This is a genomic window from Pseudogracilibacillus sp. SO10305, assembly GCF_037072005.1.
In the GTDB taxonomy this organism is placed as follows: Bacteria; Bacillota; Bacilli; order Bacillales; family Amphibacillaceae; genus Pseudogracilibacillus; species Pseudogracilibacillus intestinigallinarum.
Genome location: NZ_JAXHDE010000016.1, coordinates 1 through 17,940 on the forward strand (window position 1 = coordinate 1; position 17,940 = coordinate 17,940).

The 17,940-nt window shown below is 34.0% G+C and carries 18 protein-coding genes; 1 reads left to right on the plus strand and 17 read right to left on the minus strand.

All coding sequences use genetic code 11. From position 1 onward, the window contains the following. Positions 1 to 165 precede the first annotated feature (165 nt). The 17 genes from SPD45_RS11825 to SPD45_RS11905 all read right to left on the minus strand — a co-directional run bounded on the left by SPD45_RS11825 (position 166) and on the right by SPD45_RS11905 (position 16,681). Positions 166 to 531, minus strand: a complete 366-nt coding sequence (locus tag SPD45_RS11825) for a hypothetical protein (protein ID WP_336267976.1) — start codon at positions 529 to 531, stop codon at positions 166 to 168. An 85-nt stretch (positions 532 to 616) separates the two neighbouring features. Further along, positions 617 to 1,333 carry a hypothetical protein gene (locus SPD45_RS11830; RefSeq protein ID WP_336267977.1) on the minus strand — a complete coding sequence of 239 codons (717 nt, stop codon included), beginning with the start codon at positions 1,331 to 1,333 and terminating at the stop codon, positions 617 to 619. 3 nt (positions 1,334 to 1,336) lie between these two features. After that, entirely contained in the window at positions 1,337 to 2,194 is an 858-nt protein-coding gene (locus SPD45_RS11835; protein WP_336267978.1) for an ABC transporter ATP-binding protein, read from the minus strand. A 1-nt stretch (position 2,195) separates the two neighbouring features. Continuing rightward, positions 2,196 to 2,558: a GntR family transcriptional regulator gene (locus SPD45_RS11840; protein WP_336267979.1), complete on the minus strand. Its 363-nt coding sequence runs from the start codon at positions 2,556 to 2,558 to the stop codon at positions 2,196 to 2,198. A 98-nt stretch (positions 2,559 to 2,656) separates the two neighbouring features. Further along, positions 2,657 to 3,262 (minus strand): SPFH domain-containing protein, encoded by a 606-nt coding sequence (locus tag SPD45_RS11845; RefSeq protein WP_336267980.1) that lies wholly within the window; start codon positions 3,260 to 3,262, stop codon positions 2,657 to 2,659. A 174-nt stretch (positions 3,263 to 3,436) separates the two neighbouring features. Continuing rightward, positions 3,437 to 3,652, minus strand: a complete 216-nt coding sequence (locus SPD45_RS11850) for a hypothetical protein (protein ID WP_336267981.1) — start codon at positions 3,650 to 3,652, stop codon at positions 3,437 to 3,439. A 55-nt stretch (positions 3,653 to 3,707) separates the two neighbouring features. After that, positions 3,708 to 5,846, minus strand: coding sequence for an ATP-dependent Clp protease ATP-binding subunit (locus SPD45_RS11855; RefSeq protein WP_336267982.1), 2,139 nt, complete (start codon positions 5,844 to 5,846; stop codon positions 3,708 to 3,710). Between the two features lie 207 nt (positions 5,847 to 6,053). Further along, positions 6,054 to 7,628 carry an acyl-CoA synthetase MbcS gene (mbcS, locus tag SPD45_RS11860; RefSeq protein WP_336267983.1) on the minus strand — a complete coding sequence of 525 codons (1,575 nt, stop codon included), beginning with the start codon at positions 7,626 to 7,628 and terminating at the stop codon, positions 6,054 to 6,056. 68 nt (positions 7,629 to 7,696) lie between these two features. Then, positions 7,697 to 8,476: a delta-lactam-biosynthetic de-N-acetylase gene (gene pdaA, locus SPD45_RS11865; RefSeq protein ID WP_336267984.1), complete on the minus strand. Its 780-nt coding sequence runs from the start codon at positions 8,474 to 8,476 to the stop codon at positions 7,697 to 7,699. 256 nt (positions 8,477 to 8,732) lie between these two features. Further along, positions 8,733 to 9,626 carry a glycine betaine ABC transporter substrate-binding protein gene (locus SPD45_RS11870; RefSeq protein ID WP_336267985.1) on the minus strand — a complete coding sequence of 298 codons (894 nt, stop codon included), beginning with the start codon at positions 9,624 to 9,626 and terminating at the stop codon, positions 8,733 to 8,735. Positions 9,627 to 9,676: 50 nt separating this feature from the next. Next, positions 9,677 to 10,603, minus strand: coding sequence for a glycine betaine ABC transporter substrate-binding protein (locus tag SPD45_RS11875; RefSeq protein ID WP_442962025.1), 927 nt, complete (start codon positions 10,601 to 10,603; stop codon positions 9,677 to 9,679). Positions 10,604 to 10,653: 50 nt separating this feature from the next. After that, the gene (locus tag SPD45_RS11880) at positions 10,654 to 11,586 is read right to left on the minus strand and encodes a glycine betaine ABC transporter substrate-binding protein (protein ID WP_336267987.1); all 933 of its coding nucleotides are present in this window, start codon (positions 11,584 to 11,586) and stop codon (positions 10,654 to 10,656) included. A gap of 69 nt (positions 11,587 to 11,655) precedes the next feature. Beyond that, positions 11,656 to 12,516: an ABC transporter permease gene (locus tag SPD45_RS11885; protein WP_442962026.1), complete on the minus strand. Its 861-nt coding sequence runs from the start codon at positions 12,514 to 12,516 to the stop codon at positions 11,656 to 11,658. Continuing rightward, positions 12,503 to 13,699: a quaternary amine ABC transporter ATP-binding protein gene (locus SPD45_RS11890; RefSeq protein WP_336267988.1), complete on the minus strand. Its 1,197-nt coding sequence runs from the start codon at positions 13,697 to 13,699 to the stop codon at positions 12,503 to 12,505. The genes SPD45_RS11885 and SPD45_RS11890 overlap by 14 nt, the downstream gene beginning before the upstream one ends. A gap of 252 nt (positions 13,700 to 13,951) precedes the next feature. Next, entirely contained in the window at positions 13,952 to 14,722 is a 771-nt protein-coding gene (locus tag SPD45_RS11895) for an enoyl-CoA hydratase (RefSeq protein WP_336267989.1), read from the minus strand. A 341-nt stretch (positions 14,723 to 15,063) separates the two neighbouring features. Next, positions 15,064 to 15,504: a hypothetical protein gene (locus SPD45_RS11900; RefSeq protein ID WP_336267990.1), complete on the minus strand. Its 441-nt coding sequence runs from the start codon at positions 15,502 to 15,504 to the stop codon at positions 15,064 to 15,066. 13 nt (positions 15,505 to 15,517) lie between these two features. Further along, complete coding sequence (locus tag SPD45_RS11905; protein ID WP_336267991.1) at positions 15,518 to 16,681, minus strand: aminotransferase class I/II-fold pyridoxal phosphate-dependent enzyme; 1,164 nt, start codon at positions 16,679 to 16,681, stop codon at positions 15,518 to 15,520. A 170-nt stretch (positions 16,682 to 16,851) separates the two neighbouring features. Here SPD45_RS11905 and SPD45_RS11910 point away from each other — a divergent pair, with 170 nt between their 5' ends. Continuing rightward, positions 16,852 to 17,907, plus strand: coding sequence for a mechanosensitive ion channel family protein (locus SPD45_RS11910; RefSeq protein WP_336267992.1), 1,056 nt, complete (start codon positions 16,852 to 16,854; stop codon positions 17,905 to 17,907). The last annotated feature ends 33 nt before the right edge of the window (positions 17,908 to 17,940 follow it).

A 17,940-nucleotide genomic window follows, 5' to 3' on the forward strand; every position in this document is an offset into this window, starting at 1 on the left:
TTGCTACCCCATAGTGACCATGAAACCAATTTGCGACCATTTTTATGAGTAATGAAAATGGGTAAATAAAATAATGATCGAATATCCCTGTTGCTTGACTATCTATTGGATCAAGATTCATTGCACATCCCGATAATGTGAATACGGTAAAAATAATTATGAAACTTAAACTAACTTTTTTAAAAAGTGTGAGTAAGTTGTTTGTAGACATAATTGTCCTCCTCTTATTTTATTATGTTGATTAAAATAAGAGTGAACACCATCTTCTTTATCGTCTTTTTCAGTAATTCTTTTACATATCATCACAAACCAATCCATAAATGATTCATTAGTTATGATTGGTTTTTCTATTTGCGTTAGATTTATTTTTACATGTCGATGATCATTTTGAAATTCATAACTTTGTTTCATCATATGTTTGAAAACAAATTGACTAACATATGCAATCCCTAATGTGATCAACAATAATCCTACATAAAAATAAACCATAGAAACATCAACAAAAATATGATGGAACATATCCATAAACAATCTTACTCACCCCCTTCATGTTCACGTTGTATATTACATTATAATTTAATTTTACCAAACATTGTATACACGTACAACAATCACTTTATTTTTTAATCGTCATTCGGTGCATAAATATATAGCTTACAAGATAAACAATGATACTAAGTCCGAACATATAATAAAAGTAACTAAATTCAAAGTGTAATACGATATATTCCAATAATTGAAATACTGCTCCTTCATTACTCATATCGAAGACAAATAACACACCAATTAATCCCATAAATGAGAAGCCGATTAACTTCCCATATCGATAAAAAATTAACGATATAAAAAATACAACCATACTTAATAACATCGTAATTGATATATCTATAATTATTTCCGTTGCAAAAGTCGAATTCGGCAGTAAATCTGCGATATGATTGATCGTAAATTCACTAGAACCATTCCTCAATACTAATGCTCTACCATTCATATCAAAGAACATTTTCAATATTGCTTGAATCAGTTGAATGACTACTGCGTTCAAAATGGAAGCTATTAATAAGAAAGTACCTAATGATAAGAAAATCGGAAATCTTGTCACTCCTAATTTTATCATAAATGGCATGACTCCTGTCACAACCATCCCAGCAACAATTGGTGTGTAAAAATACATCGGTGCTGATAAGGTAAACTCAGTCATACTCGATTGCAATAAATACGTTGACCCCACTGATAAAATAACTATTCCTATTAAAATAGCCCAAAATGTTAGTAATGATATTTTATAATTCGTATATATCATATGCATTGTACCTTTAATTTCCTGTATCATTTGTTATGCTCCTTTCTCTGTATCAGTTAAATAAATCATTAAATCCTGGATCGGAATTCCTTCCACACTGAATCCCGCCTTTTTAGCTTCTTCTTTATTCCCATAAATGGAGGCAGTCATCATGTTCGCAATTTGCTTCGTTTCCATTACATGTTTATTAGCAATGAAATGTTTCACTTCCTCTACATCACCTGTAATAACGAAGGCACTATTGCGTAATTTTTCTGCTTGTTCATGAAGCATTAATTCTCCTTCTTGCAAAATTAATACTTCCTCAAATAACAAACTTACTTCATCAATTAAATGTGTCGAAAAGATAATCATTCTTTCATTTTTCTCATATTGCTCTAATAAAATATTGTAAAACTTCTTCCGTCCAGCCGCATCAAGTCCAATATATGGTTCATCAAAAATCGTAATTGGGGCATTACTAGCTAAACCAACAATTATTCCAACTGCAGAACTCATTCCTTTTGAATATGTTTTTAGTCGTTTTTTAATTGGAAGTTTATAAAGTTTCACTAGGTCACGTACCAATTGTTCGTCCCAATGGTCATAAATAATAGAGCAAGTTTTAAAAATATCTTTCACTTTCATTTCTTTTTGAAAATTATCGCCTTCTTTAATCATACAAATATTTTTCGTTATTGAACGATTATTAAAAGGAGTCTCGCCATCTACTTTTACTGTTCCAGAAGTTGGTAGTTGTAATCCTGCTAATATATCCATAAAAGTTGTTTTACCTGCTCCATTTCGACCGAGCAGTCCATAAATCTTTGGTCCATTCAATGTAAATGATACATTTTTTAATGCATCGGTCTTTTTATAAGTTTTTGTTAAATGTTCCACCTTCAATTGCATATTACTTCTCCTCCTTTAACATTTTTACTAATTGTTCACTCGTTATATTTAATTTTTTTGCCTCTTCTTGTAAGGGTAAAATAAAATGATCAAAAAACTCTTGTAATCTTTTTTCACGAATAATTTGGATTGCATCCTCTGTGACAAACATTCCAACACCTCTTTGCTTTTTTAATATATTTTCCTGCACAAGTTCATTCATCCCTTGTCTTGCTGTTGCTGGATTTATTTGATAAAACTTCGCTAATTCATTTGTTGATGGAGCTTTTTCACCAATCGCAATCGATCCTTTTAGTATTGCATCCTCTAAAAATTCTTTAATTTGTATATAGATTGGTCGTTGGTCATCTAATTCCCTTTTCATCTGTGCATCACCTTCTTTACGTGTTAGTTAGTTGTATAACTAACCATATAACCAATTAAGTGATTTGTCAATATCATTCCACAAAAAAAAGACGGAAATTATCCGTCTTTTTTAATATTCGTTATATTTGCCTCTACGACTTCGAGCCCGATCCGATCTACTCTTTGTTGTATTTCCTCTTGCAAAAGGTCTTTCATAGTTTGTGGTAAATTTTTTTCAAATTGATTTTTTGTTTCATCGCTTAATTGGGAAGTCATTAAAATTTTTATAGCGGCTACACTCTGTTCTTTCATATAGGTATGGTAATTTTCTACTTCATACAATGCCTTCGCCGTATCCACAACTTTATACTGTATATAAAGATGAACCGCCCATGTTTCATTATCTGTTCCATAAATGGTAATATCTTTTAAATGTATCGACTCATTTCTTAGTGAAATCGTTCGTTTCTTAGTAAGTGGAATGGTAAAAATAAACCCATGTTTGCGAATCGTCCCTACATATCCATGATAAAATGTAATTAATTTCGCTTCATTCGGATATATAAATGTAAAACTCGTTATAAAGAAAAGAGTTATAATAACTAATAATAATGCAACCACATAATGATGATGCAAGAAGCTAAGTACCGCGCATATTGCAAGAATCCCAATTATGATCATTCCTAAAATACCATTCAATGACCATGCTTCTTTTTCAATCATAAAAATTCTTCCTCTCCAAAAGCCATTTCTTCTAGTTTTGCCAATTTTGAGCATTTTAATAAAAATTATTCGAGTTATTTTGAAATATTCCTTTTTGTGTAGGAGTTGGTTATGGTATTCAACTGGATTCTTGCGATTTTGGGGTTGGGTTCTTGAAGGTTTGAAGTTGGGTTCTTACAGCTTCGGCTTGGATTCTTGCAACTTCTCACTGCATTCTTGCAACTTCGCACTGCATTCTTGCAACTTTGGCACGTATTCTTGCAACTTCGACACGCATTCTTGCAACTTCGACACGCATTCTTGCAACTTTGGCACGTATTCTTGCAACTTCGACACGCATTCTTGCAACTTCGCACTGCATTCTTGCAACTTCGCACTGCATTCTTGCAACTAACTAATTTACATAAAAAAGCGGTGCTATCATTGATAGCACCGCTTTAGCCCTTTATGCTTTTTTCATGACAATTTTTTCATCTTCTAATAGAACTTGGACTTCTTTAGTTGTTTCATCTTCTAAAATTAAATCCGTTAATCTATCTTCAATTTCATTTTGGATAACACGACGTAATGGTCTTGCACCAAAACGTGAATCATATCCTAATTTTACTAAATGAGATTTTGCCTCATCTGTTATATCGATAGAAATATCATTATTTTCAATCGTGTTTTCTAATTCTGTAAGCATTAAATCGAAAATGTGTAATAAATGTTCTTCTTCCAGTTCATTAAATGTAACAATTGCATCAAAACGGTTCAAGAATTCAGGCTTAAAGTAATCTGATAAGTTTTCAAAAGAAGAAATTACGTTGTTTTCTTTTTCAAAACCGACATTAACTTCTTTAAACTGTGAACCAGCATTGCTCGTCATAATTATAACTGTATCTTTAAAGCTCACTGTTCTACCATGCGAGTCTGTTAAATGACCATCTTCCATAATTTGCAAGAACATATTTTGTACGTCTGGGTGTGCCTTTTCAATTTCATCTAATAAAATGATTGAATATGGTTGGCGTCGTACCTTTTCCGTTAATTGTCCTGCCTCTTCATGACCTACATATCCTGGTGGAGAACCGATTAATTTTGAGACTGTATGTTTTTCCATATATTCACTCATATCGAGACGAACTAACGCATCTCTTGTACCAAACATTTCTTCTGCTAATACTTTTGATAATTCGGTTTTCCCAACACCAGTTGGTCCAACGAATAAGAATGATCCTATTGGACGATATTTTGATTTTAATCCTGCACGACTACGACGGATTGCCTTAGCAATATGATCCACTGCCTCATCTTGTCCAATAACTTTTGCGCGTAAATGTTCAGCAAAATTTTTCATTTTTTCGCGTTCATCTGTCTGAAGTTTTGTAACAGGAACACCTGTTTTCTCCTCAATTATTTGTTCTATATCTTCTACTTTGACTGCTGCACGAATTTCTGTATCAATTTCTTTCGCCTTGTCTAGTTGTTTTTGTAATTGGATTTCTTGGTAACGTAAGTTTGCTGCACGTTCATAATCTTCTTGTTCTGCAGCTGCTTCTTTTTCTTTCGTTACCTTTTCTAACTGTTGTTCAATAGAGTCAGAATCTTTCTCTGCATTCGCAAGGTTTAATCTAGCACCAACTTCATCCATTAAATCGATTGCTTTATCTGGTAAAAAACGGTCTTGAATGTAACGGTTTGATAATTGTACGAATGCGTCCACTACTTCATCACTATATGTGACACCATGAAATTGTTCGTAACGTGATTTAATTCCTTGTAAAATTTGCACCGTTTCTTCCAATGATGGCTCTTTTACGATAATTGGTTGGAAACGACGTTCTAATGCAGCATCCTTTTCAATTTGACGATACTCTTTTAATGTTGTTGCACCAATAATCTGTAATTCTCCACGAGCTAATGCTGGTTTTAAAATATTCCCTGCATCCATTTGAGATCCTTCTGTCATTCCAGCACCAACTAATAAATGAAGCTCATCGATAAATAAAATAACTTCTGGACGATCTTTTAATTCTTGGATTAATTGCTGCATTCTTTCTTCAAATTGTCCACGGATTCCTGTATTCGCAACTAATGAAGCAACATCTAATACATATACTTCTTTGTTCATTAATTTGGAAGGGACATTTCCCTCTACAATTTTTAATGCTAATCCTTCAGCGATTGCCGTTTTACCAACACCAGGTTCCCCGATTAAAACAGGATTGTTTTTGTTTCGGCGGTTTAAAGTTTCTATGACACGTTTTACCTCTATATCACGACCGATAACTGGATCAATTCGATTGTTTCTCGCATCGTCTGTTACATTATTACCTAATTGATCTAATAAACCATCACGGCCGCCACCTTGTTTCTGCTTAGTTTTTGTTCGACTTTGTCCTTGGTTAGATCCTCCCATATTTTGTTGGAAAAATCCTTGATCAAAAAATCCATCTCCATGCATAAAGTTACTCATATCTGACATTTGATTTTGTACATTGTTAAAACATTCATTACATAAATGTAATTGCATCTTCTCATTATTAAATTGCATTGCCATATTTACATTGGCACGATTAATTCCACACTGTTGACATTTCATATTATAATTCCTCCTTTAATTCATAATATGATGTTATACGTCAAGTTTGTCTTTCGTCATTTTGACTTTGACTATCTTTGACTATGATTTTATTATACACTGACCTTCTTTGACTTTCAAGTCTTTTTGCTTATTTTTTTTAAAAAAAATAAAACAACGCCGAATATGTAGATCGACGTCGTTTCTTCGCTATTTTGATTATTCATTTTATTCGTTATATCTTGCTTTTTCTAATTCTCTAAGTTCTACTCGACGGATTTTTCCTGATACTGTTTTCGGTAGTTCAGTTACAAATTCAATTTTTCTAGGGTATTTATATGGTGCTGTTTCTTTTTTACAAAAAGTTTTTAATTCATCGATTAATAAAGCCTCATCTACAACCTCTTCCCGTAGTACAATAAATGCTTTTACTAATTGGCCACGTATTTCATCTGGTGTCCCAACGACAGCACATTCCTGAACAGCCGGGTGCCTTACGAGTACATCTTCCACTTCAAACGGTCCTATTGTATATCCTGAACTGACAATAATATCATCATCACGGCCTTCAAACCAAAAATATCCGTCTTCATCCTTTTTGGCACGGTCGCCCGTTACATAGAAATCCCCGCGCTTTGCAATAGCCGTTTTTTCTTCATCTTTATAGTACCTTTTAAACAAGGCTGGACTATTTAATGTAACAGCAATATCACCGACTTCTCCAACGTCTACAATTTTTCCTGCTTCATTAATTATTTCTACCTCATTACCAGGTGTTGGTTTCCCCATCGAACCAGGTTTCACTTCCATTTCTTTCATTATACCTAATAAAAGCGTATTTTCAGTTTGTCCATATCCATCGCGTACAGATAAATTAAATGTTTTTTGAAACGTATCAATTACTTCGCGATTTAATGGTTCCCCTGCAGATACCGCACTATGTAAATGGTTTAAATTAAAAGTAGATAATTGATCTAATTTTGCCATCATACGATATTCAGTAGGTGTACAGCATAATACATTAATCTTTTCCTTTTCTAACAATGTCATATATTTTTCCGCATTAAATTTTCCATTATATACAAATCCTGTTGCCCCGGAGCCTAACACAGACATCAATGGGCTCCAAACCCATTTTTGCCATCCTGGAGCAGCTGTCGCCCAAACGAGATCATCTTTTTGAATTGCTAACCAATTTTCAGCTACTGTTCGTAAATGAGCATATCCCCATGCATGTGTATGAACAACACCTTTTGGATTACCCGTCGTTCCAGAAGTATAAGGTAAAAACGCAATATCATCTCTAGACGTATGTTCGATTTCATACTTCGGACTAGCTTCCTCTTTTAAGGCATCTAAAAAATGCCATCCTTCGACACTATCTCCAATTGAGAATTTCAATAAATCATCATATTGCTTGATCCCCTTATAAGCATTGGCAAATGGATAATAACTGACAATTCCTTTAACCTCTCCATGTGTCACACGATATTGTAAATCAGCTGTCGTTAACATTTCTGAACTTGGAATAATAATGATTCCTGATTTTAATGCAGCTAAATATGTTTCATAAGCTTCGATAATCCTAGGCACCATGACGAGTAATTTATCGCCTTTTTGCAATCCTTTTTTGACTAATGCGTTTGCTATTCGATTTACATTTTCAATTAATTTACCATATGTTATTTCTTTTCTCGTACCATTTTCTTCTTTATAGATGAGTGCCAATTTATTTGCCGGATGTCTTTCGATATCCATCATGATGTTATAATTATCTGGAGCAATTAAATCATCTCTATTCATGTTACCACTCCTTTATCTTTATATTATTTAGTATAACAAAATAAAGGAGTTATTTGAATATTCATTTTCTAGAACAATGTCGTATCAATAAATTGTTGGATCATTAGGTCGTCTAAATCTTTAAATGTATAACCTTCTTTTTGTAATTTTTCAATCACATGTTCTAACGCTTCGGCATTATCTTTAGATACTGTATGCAATAAAACGATCGCTCCTGGATGCACTTGTTGCATCATTTTATCATAACTATATTTCCACCCTTCTGTTTTATCGCGTTCCCAATCTTTGTATGCTAATGACCAAAATACATGTATATACCCTTTTTCTTCTGCCCATTGTAAAGATTTTTCATTAAATGTCCCTTTTGGGGGTCGTAAATAAACTAATTGCTTTTCACCAGTAATCTTTTCTACCGCTTTATCCAACTTCTCAATATCTTCATACATCTCGTCTTTCGATATTTTCGTAAAATCTTTGTGATGGTATGAATGGTTACCAATTTGATGACCATCTTTTACCATACGTTTGATTAATTCAGGCTCTTCTTTTACATAATGACCTGTAACAAAAAATGTCGCTGGGACATCATATTTTTTTAACACATCTAATACTTTTTCTGTATAACCTGCTTCATAACCTTGGTCAAACGTAAAATAAATTTCTTTTTCATCTGTATTTCCTATATACAATGTACGATATTTATCAATAATTTTTTCGTATATGCCAAACTCTGGAGGTTTTCCTTCTTTACTTTGTTTAAATCCCCAGCCATAAGCAGCAACATCATTCATTGGTTGAAAGAAACTGACTACCATCATAATCATGAAAATAGATAAAAAGCGTTTCATCACGTTTTCTCCTTTTTCATTAATTTGGCGTAGTAGGATGAAAATATACTTGGAAAAATTTACTCACTTCATACTTTTATTTCATATCACACAGCATAACAAAAAAATCTCCTTAAAGTAGAACAGACTTTATGTTTTATCTGTTTACCTTAAGGAGACTATTTCCCTTTAATTGCATTCCATTTATTCCATTATCATTAATTTAAATTCGTAATGAATGTTTCATACCTTTTTTAATTAAATAAGACTGCAAATCTTATTTCGCTTCTAAATCTTCAATGGAGTTAATGTCCATATAACTTGGAACGGCGAGGCCAATTTTAGCGCCAGATAAATTAGGACCTAAATCGACTAAATTCTTTTCATGTTTGTCGTAGTACTCTTTCGTCGTCACTGGCAGCCAAACTCCTACCGTTGCATCTGCATCCCCATTTGCGATCGATTCAAATAATACTGCTGAATCTAATGGTGTTACATTCACTTTGAAACCGACTTGTTCCATTGCTGCTTTTGCAACACCTGCAGAAGCACGTTCTGAGTCCCATGGATTGGATGCTAATTCAATTTCTACCCCTGTACCATCAACACCTTCCATCCATTTTGCGACTTTTTCTTCATTATCCTTTACCCATTTTTCTGCTACTACTTCTACTTCTTCTCCTGTTTCTTCCGCTTCATATAAAATTGTTTCCATATCTTCAATATCCCATGCAAACTGTTCAAAAAATGCAAAAGCTTCTGGTTCATCTTCCTCTAATCCTAAACGGGTCAATGTATGAATATCTTCTTCCTCACCATAAATACCGAGGGGATCATCTAAATATATCAAATCATCATATTTCACAAACATCCAATGAGGATTCCATCCTGTTATAATAATTGGTTCTTCGTTTTTATATGCACTTTCTAATGCAGCCATCATTGCTGCTGTCGAAGAAAATTCTACATCCCATCCCGCCAAGCTATCGTATTCCTCAATCGCCAATTCTGTTTTATTAGAAATACCTGCACCCGCTTCAATACCAGTAATCGTATAATCTACTCTTTCGCTTAATGACACATCATTTTCTTTTTCATTCGAACATCCAAATAAAAACAGAGAAAATAATATGCTCGATATTATGAAACTAAGCCTTCTCCAGTTATGCATCGTTTACACCTTCTTGTTTAAATGGATTTTAGAAAAAGTCACACCTTTACTTACTTTGCTTCTAAATCTTCAATCGAATCGATATCCATATATTCAGGAACAGAAAGACCAATTTTTGCCCCTGTTAAATTTGCGCCTAAGTCAACAAGTTTATCTTCATGTTTTTCAAAGAAATCTTTATGTGTCATAGGTAACCATGCAGCAACTGTTGCATCCGCATCTCCATTTGCTAATGATTCAAAAACAACCGCAACATCTACAGGAGTAACTTTCACTTCAAACCCTACTTGTTCCATCGCTTCTTTTACAACTCCCGATGATGCTCTTTCAGAATCCCATGGTGTGGAGACGAGTTCAATTGATTCTCCTTCCCCATCTACTCCATCGATCCAGCTAGAAACTTTATCTTCATTCTCTTCTACCCAACGTACTGCCACATCTTCTACTTCATCACCTGTTTCTTCCGCTTCATACATAATTTCTTCCATATCTTCTACATCCCATTTAAATTGCGATAAAAATTTATAAGCTTGTGGGTATTCTTCTTCAAAACCGATACGTGTTAAAGTATTAATTCCTTCTTCTCCACCATAAATATCGAGTGGGTCCTCTAAATATTTTAAATCAGGATATTTTGCGAACATCCAATGTGGATTCCAACCAGTCACAATAATCGGCTCTTTATTTTTATATGCAGTATCCAATTCTGACATCATTGCTGCTGTGGAAGATAATTCTACTTCCCAACCAGACAATTGTTCATATTCTTCGATCGCTTTTTCTGTTGTGACAGAAATTCCTGCACCAGGTTCAATTCCAGTAATTGTATAATCGACCGCTTCACTATAATTTGTATTCCCATCGTTATTTGTTGCATCATTATTCGAACTACTACATCCGGCAATTAATAATGCACTTGTTACTCCTAAAGTAATTAAACTTTTCTTAAATATTTTTTTAAATGTAAGCACTCCCATTTTTTTATGTAAAGAAAAGAGGCTATATAAAATACAGCCTCTTATATCATTTATTTCGTATCTAAATCTTCAATGGAATCAATGTCCATATATGCAGGTACTACTAAACCAATTTTAGCACCTTCTAAGTTTGGACCTAAATCAACTAACTTATCTTCATATTCAGCGAATAAATCACCATGTGTACCTGGTAACCAAGCTGCAACCATTCCATCTGCTTCTCCTGATGCAACAGCTTCCCACATTACAGCATTATCAAGTGGAGTAACTGTAACATCATATCCTAAATCTTCTAACACTAACCCAACGACATTTGTTGAAGCTACTTCTGTATCCCATTCAACGTACACTAGCTCAATACTATCTCCGTCTACTTCATCGATACCGTCTGTCCAAGCTTCTACTTTATCTTCGTTCTCACCAATCCACTCTTCTGCAGCTTCTTTCGGGTCTGCACCTTCAGAAACTTTTAACATAACTTCCTCTAAATCATCTGGAGTCCAGTTGAAATTATCTAATAATGCATATGCTTCAGGCATGTCATCTTCTAAACCTTCACGAACCATCGTATTAATTGTTTCTGCATCACCAAAAGTACCTTCAGGATCTTCTAAATATTTTAAATCATATTTAGCGAACTTCCAGTGTGGTGACCAACCAGTAACAACGATTGGTTCTTCATTTTTAATTGCCTCTCCTAATGCTGTAGCCATCGCACCACTTGAAGAAGCTTGTACTTCCCAACCTTCTAAATCATAATCTTCAATTGCTTGTTCAGATGCTTTAAATACACCTGCACCAGGCTCAATACCAGTAATTTGATAATTCATTTCTTCCCCGTAGTTAGCGCCAGCGTCATTATTGTTCGCTGCACCATCATTGTTGTTTCCAGCATTATTATCGTTACCTCCGCCACAAGCAGCTAATAACAATGTTGCTGATAAACCAGAAACTAAACCAATTTTCTTAAGTTTTGTCAACATAAGATGTATACTCCCCTTTAAAGTAATATATATTTGGAAACTTTTCATATTTGAAAAGATAACCACAAATTATTTTTGTTTATTCATGTTTTGCGTAAAGCGGTCAATAATGATTGCTAAAATAACGATACCGATACCCGCAACAAATCCTGTACCTACTTGAGCACGTTGTAATGCAGATAACACTTCTCTTCCTAATCCTGGCGCACCAATCATGGATGCTATAACAACCATAGATAATGCTAACATAACCGTCTGGTTAATCCCAGCCATAATTGTCGCTTTCGCCATTGGAAGTTCAACCTTAAATAACTTCTGAGCCCCTGTACTTCCAAATGCATCTGAAGCCTCTACTAATTCTTCTGAAACTTGTCTAATCCCTAAATTTGTAAAACGAACTGTCGGTGGTGTTGCGAATATTAATGATGCAAACACACCTGGTACCATTCCAATTCCGAAGAATGCTACTGCTGGAATTAAATATACGAAAGCTGGCATCGTCTGCATAAAGTCAAGAATAGGCGTAATAATTGTTTCAGCAACTTTACTCTTCGCCATTAATATACCGACTGGCACCCCAATAATAATCGATAACAAACTAGCGATTAACACTAATGAAAATGTATCCATTAAATGTCCCCAATAGCCTTGATTTTCGATAATTAATAACCCTACAATGGAAAATACAGCTAATCCAAAACGTTTTCCAGATACAAGAAATGCTAAAATTGCTACGATAATAATCATTGCAATCGGTGGTACCGTGTTTAACATTTCGGCCGTCCACTCCATGAAACTACCAAAATGTTTTTTAATCGGCGTGAATAAGAAAGAAAATTTCTCAGTAATCCATTCTGTAGCTAATTCTGTTTTTTCAGCGATAGGAATCTTGTTAAATAATTGTCCAAGAAGTAAATTATTCATTTCCATTCACACTCCCTTCATTAGCTAGTCCTGCTATAACAGCACCTCGTACGAGTACACCAGCTAATTTTCCATCTTTAATAACTGCTAATGGAATTGGAGTATCATAAATCATATTAAAGATTTCATTCATCGGTGTTTCGACATCTACTTCAGTAATATCTGTACGTAATATTTCGTTTAAATTCGTTATTTCTTCTTTTCTAGCTTTTAATACATCATCTGCCGTTACATACCCTTGTAAACGACGGTCTTTATCTACAACTAAAATGCTAGAAATCCCTTCAGCACGCATTCTTTCTAAAGCAACACGTGGTCCATGACGATCAATATTTACCGTTTCAGGTCGCTTCATAATATGTCCTGCTGTTAACACTTTCGAACGGTCCACATCTTCTACAAATTTTTCTACATAGTCGTTCGCTGGATTTGTTAAAATTTCTTCCGGCGTTCCAATTTGAACTATTTCACCATCACGCATTAATGCAATTCGATCGCCTAATCGTAATGCTTCATCAAGATCATGCGTAATAAATAAAATAGTTTTCTGCATTTTCGCTTGTAAATCGACCATTTCATCTTGCATGTCTTTACGAATCAGTGGGTCAAGTGCAGAGAATGCCTCATCCATTAATAACACTTCTGGATCATTCGTTAATCCTCTCGCTAATCCAACACGTTGTTGCATCCCACCTGAAAGTTGACCAGGGTATTGGTTCGCATAATCCCCTAATCCTACTAATTCTAAAGATTTCAAAGCGATTTCTTTCCGTTTTTCTTTATCCATCTTTTGAATTTCCAAACCGAATTCTGCATTTTCTAATACAGTACGATGCGGGAATAAGGCAAATCGTTGGAAAACCATACTCATTTTTTTACGTCTTACTTCACGTAAAGACTTTTTGTCTAAGTTAGAAATATCTTTTCCATCTACTTTAATCATACCTTTTGTCGGTTCAATTAATCGATTAATTAATCTGATTAATGTTGATTTACCACTACCTGATAAACCCATAATAACGAAAAATTCTCCCTGTTCTACGGAGAATGTTGCATTGTTTACTGCCACCGTACATCCTGTTTTGTTTAAAATTTCTTCCTTTGAAGCACCTTCGTTTACTAATTTCAATGCTTCTTTTGTGTTTTTACCAAATACTTTTGTTAGTCCTTCTACTTCTATTACTGGCACACATTTTCACCTCAACCTATATTTGATGAACCATTTTCAACCTTTAAAAATGGACATCACTTATTAACGTTAACATTCTTCTATAGTTTGTTTCAAATTGCATTGACATTCATTTATATGTTATACACGCGATTTATTATGATTGACCTTAATTTTCTATATGATTACTGACATTTACTCGCTTATGCTCAATAAATGTCAGTTTTATGAGGAGTTCGTGAAAAAATTGCCAAATATACAGTAGAAAACGTTTTATTTTCCTTGGAATTGAGGTTTTCGCTTTTCTAAAAACGCCCGAACTCCTTCACGATGATCTTTTGTTTGGGAGGCTTTCATTTGTCCAGCCTTTTCCAATTGCAGTATTTCTTCTAATTGTAGTTTATTTTGTGTATGTAAAATTTCCTTCGTTTGTAAAAACGCTTGGATTGGTGCCTGTGAAAGTTTAAATGCTAATATTTTTGCTGCCGTAAAAGCATCCTCATCTGATAAAACATCTACATACCCGGCTTGTTTTGCTTCATCTGCATTAATTTGCTCTAAACTCCATATGAATTGTTTAGCTTTTTCGGTTCCTACTCTCTGTTGTAAGAAAAAATGGGCTCCTCCGTCTGGAATAAGTCCAATTCCTCCAAACAACATACCAAATTTAGCCTCTTTATTTGCAACAACATAATCAGCGTTTAACGCAAGGCTCATACCAAGTCCTGCTGCGGAACCGTTCACTGCGGAAATGACTACTTTCGGCATAAAATATAGTGAAGTTACAATATTTGTAATCGCATTCATTAAATCGTCAAATAAATCAACATCTTTTAATGTTGCCATCATACTTACGTCGCCACCTGCACAAAATGCCTTTCCCTCTCCTGTAATAATGACAATTTGATCTTCATTGTTTTTTACTTCCGTTATAATCGCTTCTAACTGCTCTAATGCTTCAATATCTAAAGCATTGTATGTTTCCGGCCTATTTAATTGAATAATTGAAACGCCACTTTCACGAACTAAGTTTATTTTTCCCATTAAAATCACTCCTATATCAATTATGAATAGTCATTCATTATGTGTATTATACCGTATTTTTACTAAAATTCATATAGTGTGATTTTTTAAATACTTAACCATATTTATTTACAAACAATATCCGACCTCCCACCCTATATTATTCCATAAGAGTATATACCCATTAACAGAAATTTCAAACTATTTTTTGTTAAAAAGACTTAGGACAATAGTAAGTGAAATTTTACATCATATGAATATTGAATAATAAGTAATTCGTCCAAAAAATAATGCATGCTTTTTTTAATCATTATTCGTATTTCGTATGAACTCTTAATCTGTCCTAAGTATTTTTAATATATTTACTGCCGAAACATTTCCCCTAATGAAGTTCGTTCTTTTTCCAATGCTTTTACTGTTTCTTCAGATACTTTCTTGTGATCTTCAAATTCCTTTATAAATGCATTGGTTGATTCGTGCACTTCCATTAGTTGATCAAATAGTGCCTCTCCTTCTATAACCCATGCCCCTTCTTCTAAACCTAATTCAATCGTCCAATTCGACATTTCCTCTTTATCATACTTCGTTCCTTCTCCAAAGATAAATAACTGTCCATTTGTTTTAGTTATTTCTTGTACATTAGCTTCTTCCGTTGTCTCCAATGTTTTATCGATAAGTGGAATAATTGCATCAACGTATTCTTTTACCGCTGAAAATCCGTCGACATCGTATGCGTCATGATCAGATTGACAACCTATTAACATCATGTAGAAAACAATTACGAATATAATACCTTTCTTCATCTGTTTGCTCCTTTTAATCAAATGTTAAAGTTGCGAAACGCTCTATAGCCTCTTGTAACGTCGCCGCATTCTGTATCAAAGCAATTCGAACATACCCTTCTCCTTCTGTTCCAAAAGAAGTGCCTGGAACTGTAACGATACCTACTTGTTCGATTAATTTAAATGTAAAATCAATGGAACTCATTCTATAAGGATATTTAGCCCAAACGAACATACCACCAGTAGAAGGAGCAACTTCCCAACCAATCTCTTGTAACCCCTTCGTCATTATTTGATGGCGTTCCTTAAATACCGTTCTTAACTGATCAGTAATTTCTTCTGCGTTTTCCAAAGCAGTCACTGCCGCTTTTTGAATAGGTGCAAATATTCCATAGTCTAAATTAGATTTTAATTGTTTTAATACAGCAATTGCATTTTTGTTACCTACAAAATAAGCAATCCTTGCACCTGCTAAGCTAAAACTTTTTGACAAAGAGTTAATTTCAATGCCAACATCTTTAGCTCCATCTACGGAAAGAAAGCTCGACGGTCTGTCTCCTTCAAAATAATATTCCGAATATGCTGCGTCATGTAGAACTAAAATATTATATGTAGTACATATTTCAATCACTTCTTTAAAAAAAAGTTCATTTGGCATCGCTGGAACCGGATTACCTGGCAAATTTAAAATAAGTAATTTAGCCTTTTTTAACACCTCTTCAGGGATATCTTTTAAATTAGGTAAATAATTATTCTCCTTCTTCAGAGGCATATAGTACGGTTCTGCACCAGCTAGTTTTATGCCAGCATCATATGCAACATATGCTGGATTTGTCGTTAATACAATATCCCCTTCATCACAAAATGCAATCGGTAAATGCACGAGGCCTTCCTGTGATCCCATCGTTTGTAAAACCTCTGTCTCTGCCTCTATATCAACATTTACTCTTCGTTTATAATAATCACTCACAGCTTCATTAAACGATTTGGTTCCTGTTAATGTGTATCCATACATATTTTCTTGTAAACTAGCATCAGATAATGTTTTTCGTATTTTTTCATTTGGCGGAAGATCTGGACTTCCTAAACTTAAATCAATTATTTTTACACCAGTTTTTGCTTTCTCGTTTGCAGCTTTTTTTAAATCCCCAAAAATAGCTGGAGAAAAAATTTCCATTTTTTTCGAATGTTGAATCATCTCAGCTTCCATCCCCTTTTATAACAATCTCCTTTTTATTTTACCATGAAAATATTTTTTACAAATAAAACGTCTACACATAGCTTATTTCCTGGGAAAAATTTTTGAAAGTAGACGAAAACATACATAATATGATACGTTAAAGAAAACTTATTTTAGGAGATTGAAACATGACTTGGGAATATTTAATTTCATTAGAACATTTGAAAACAGTCGGGATAACAATCGGGATTTTCCTATTATTTATTTTGTTCCGAAAATTTTTCACAAAATATATATTTAAATTTTTACTTAAAATTGGTCATAAGGGGAAAACAGCGCTATTCCCCAATATTTTAGCTGCCTTTGAGCGACCGCTACAATGGTTTTTCATCGCATTAGGATTATATGTTTCCATTCAATATTATCCTCATTATAATGGGATTGATGAACCGACGTTTAAATTATTACGTGTTTTTGTCATTTTCTTAATTACTTGGGGATTATTGAATTTAGCTTCTAGTTCTTCGCAGATGTTTCGTTTTATCAATGAAAAGACGAATATTAAACTAGATGATATTTTAATTCCTTTTTTATCCCGCTCATTACAAGTAATTATTGTCGCAATTAGTATTAGTGTTATTTTACAAGAGTTCAATTATCAAGTTGGCGGCTTTTTAACCGGATTAGGACTAGGTGGACTTGCTTTTTCATTAGCCGCACAAGATGCTATTGCAAATTTATTTGGTGGAGTTATTATTATTACGGAAAAACCATTTACGATAAATGATTGGATTACAACACCAAGCGTAGATGGAACGGTAGAAGATATATCATTTCGCAGTACAAAAGTAAGAACATTTGCGCAAGCGCTAGTAACAGTTCCAAATGCAACACTTGCAAATGAACCGATTACGAATTGGAGTAAAATGGGTAAACGTCAAATTACATTTTCATTCATGCTAATGTATGATACTCCAACAACTATTGTAGAGAATGCTATTACGAAAATTGACGAAGCTGTTCGTACACATCCAGAAGTACACCAGGAGACAATCTATGTGAAAGTGAATAATTTAACAGATCAAGGAATTGAAATTATGTTAAACTTTTTCACCGCTTCTACAGAATATGATCCATATATTAATACGCGCGAGGAGTTAAACCTTCGTATTTTAGACATATTAAAAGAAGAAGGGGCAGAAGTCGCTACACCAATGCGCAATTTTCAAACAGAGCAACAATAGAAAAAGGCGATAAAGAATTTATATCTTTATCGC

Bases quoted from the DNA above. Each gene is read 5' to 3' on its own strand.
- SPD45_RS11910 (WP_336267992.1), top strand. From the start codon at position 16,852: ATGACTTGGGAATATTTAATTTCATTAGAACATTTGAAAACAGTCGGG.
- SPD45_RS11830 (WP_336267977.1), bottom strand. From the start codon at position 1,333: ATGATACAGGAAATTAAAGGTACAATGCATATGATATATACGAATTAT.
- SPD45_RS11845 (WP_336267980.1), bottom strand. From the start codon at position 3,262: ATGATTGAAAAAGAAGCATGGTCATTGAATGGTATTTTAGGAATGATC.
- SPD45_RS11855 (WP_336267982.1), bottom strand. From the start codon at position 5,846: ATGAAATGTCAACAGTGTGGAATTAATCGTGCCAATGTAAATATGGCA.
- SPD45_RS11840 (WP_336267979.1), bottom strand. From the start codon at position 2,558: ATGAAAAGGGAATTAGATGACCAACGACCAATCTATATACAAATTAAA.
- SPD45_RS11905 (WP_336267991.1), bottom strand. From the start codon at position 16,681: ATGATTCAACATTCGAAAAAAATGGAAATTTTTTCTCCAGCTATTTTT.
- SPD45_RS11870 (WP_336267985.1), bottom strand. From the start codon at position 9,626: ATGCATAACTGGAGAAGGCTTAGTTTCATAATATCGAGCATATTATTT.
- SPD45_RS11895 (WP_336267989.1), bottom strand. From the start codon at position 14,722: ATGGGAAAAATAAACTTAGTTCGTGAAAGTGGCGTTTCAATTATTCAA.
- pdaA (WP_336267984.1), bottom strand. From the start codon at position 8,476: ATGAAACGCTTTTTATCTATTTTCATGATTATGATGGTAGTCAGTTTC.
- SPD45_RS11880 (WP_336267987.1), bottom strand. From the start codon at position 11,586: ATGTTGACAAAACTTAAGAAAATTGGTTTAGTTTCTGGTTTATCAGCA.
- SPD45_RS11875 (WP_442962025.1), bottom strand. From the start codon at position 10,603: ATGGGAGTGCTTACATTTAAAAAAATATTTAAGAAAAGTTTAATTACT.
- mbcS (WP_336267983.1), bottom strand. From the start codon at position 7,628: ATGAATAGAGATGATTTAATTGCTCCAGATAATTATAACATCATGATG.
- SPD45_RS11885 (WP_442962026.1), bottom strand. From the start codon at position 12,516: ATGGAAATGAATAATTTACTTCTTGGACAATTATTTAACAAGATTCCT.
- SPD45_RS11900 (WP_336267990.1), bottom strand. From the start codon at position 15,504: ATGAAGAAAGGTATTATATTCGTAATTGTTTTCTACATGATGTTAATA.
- SPD45_RS11835 (WP_336267978.1), bottom strand. From the start codon at position 2,194: ATGCAATTGAAGGTGGAACATTTAACAAAAACTTATAAAAAGACCGAT.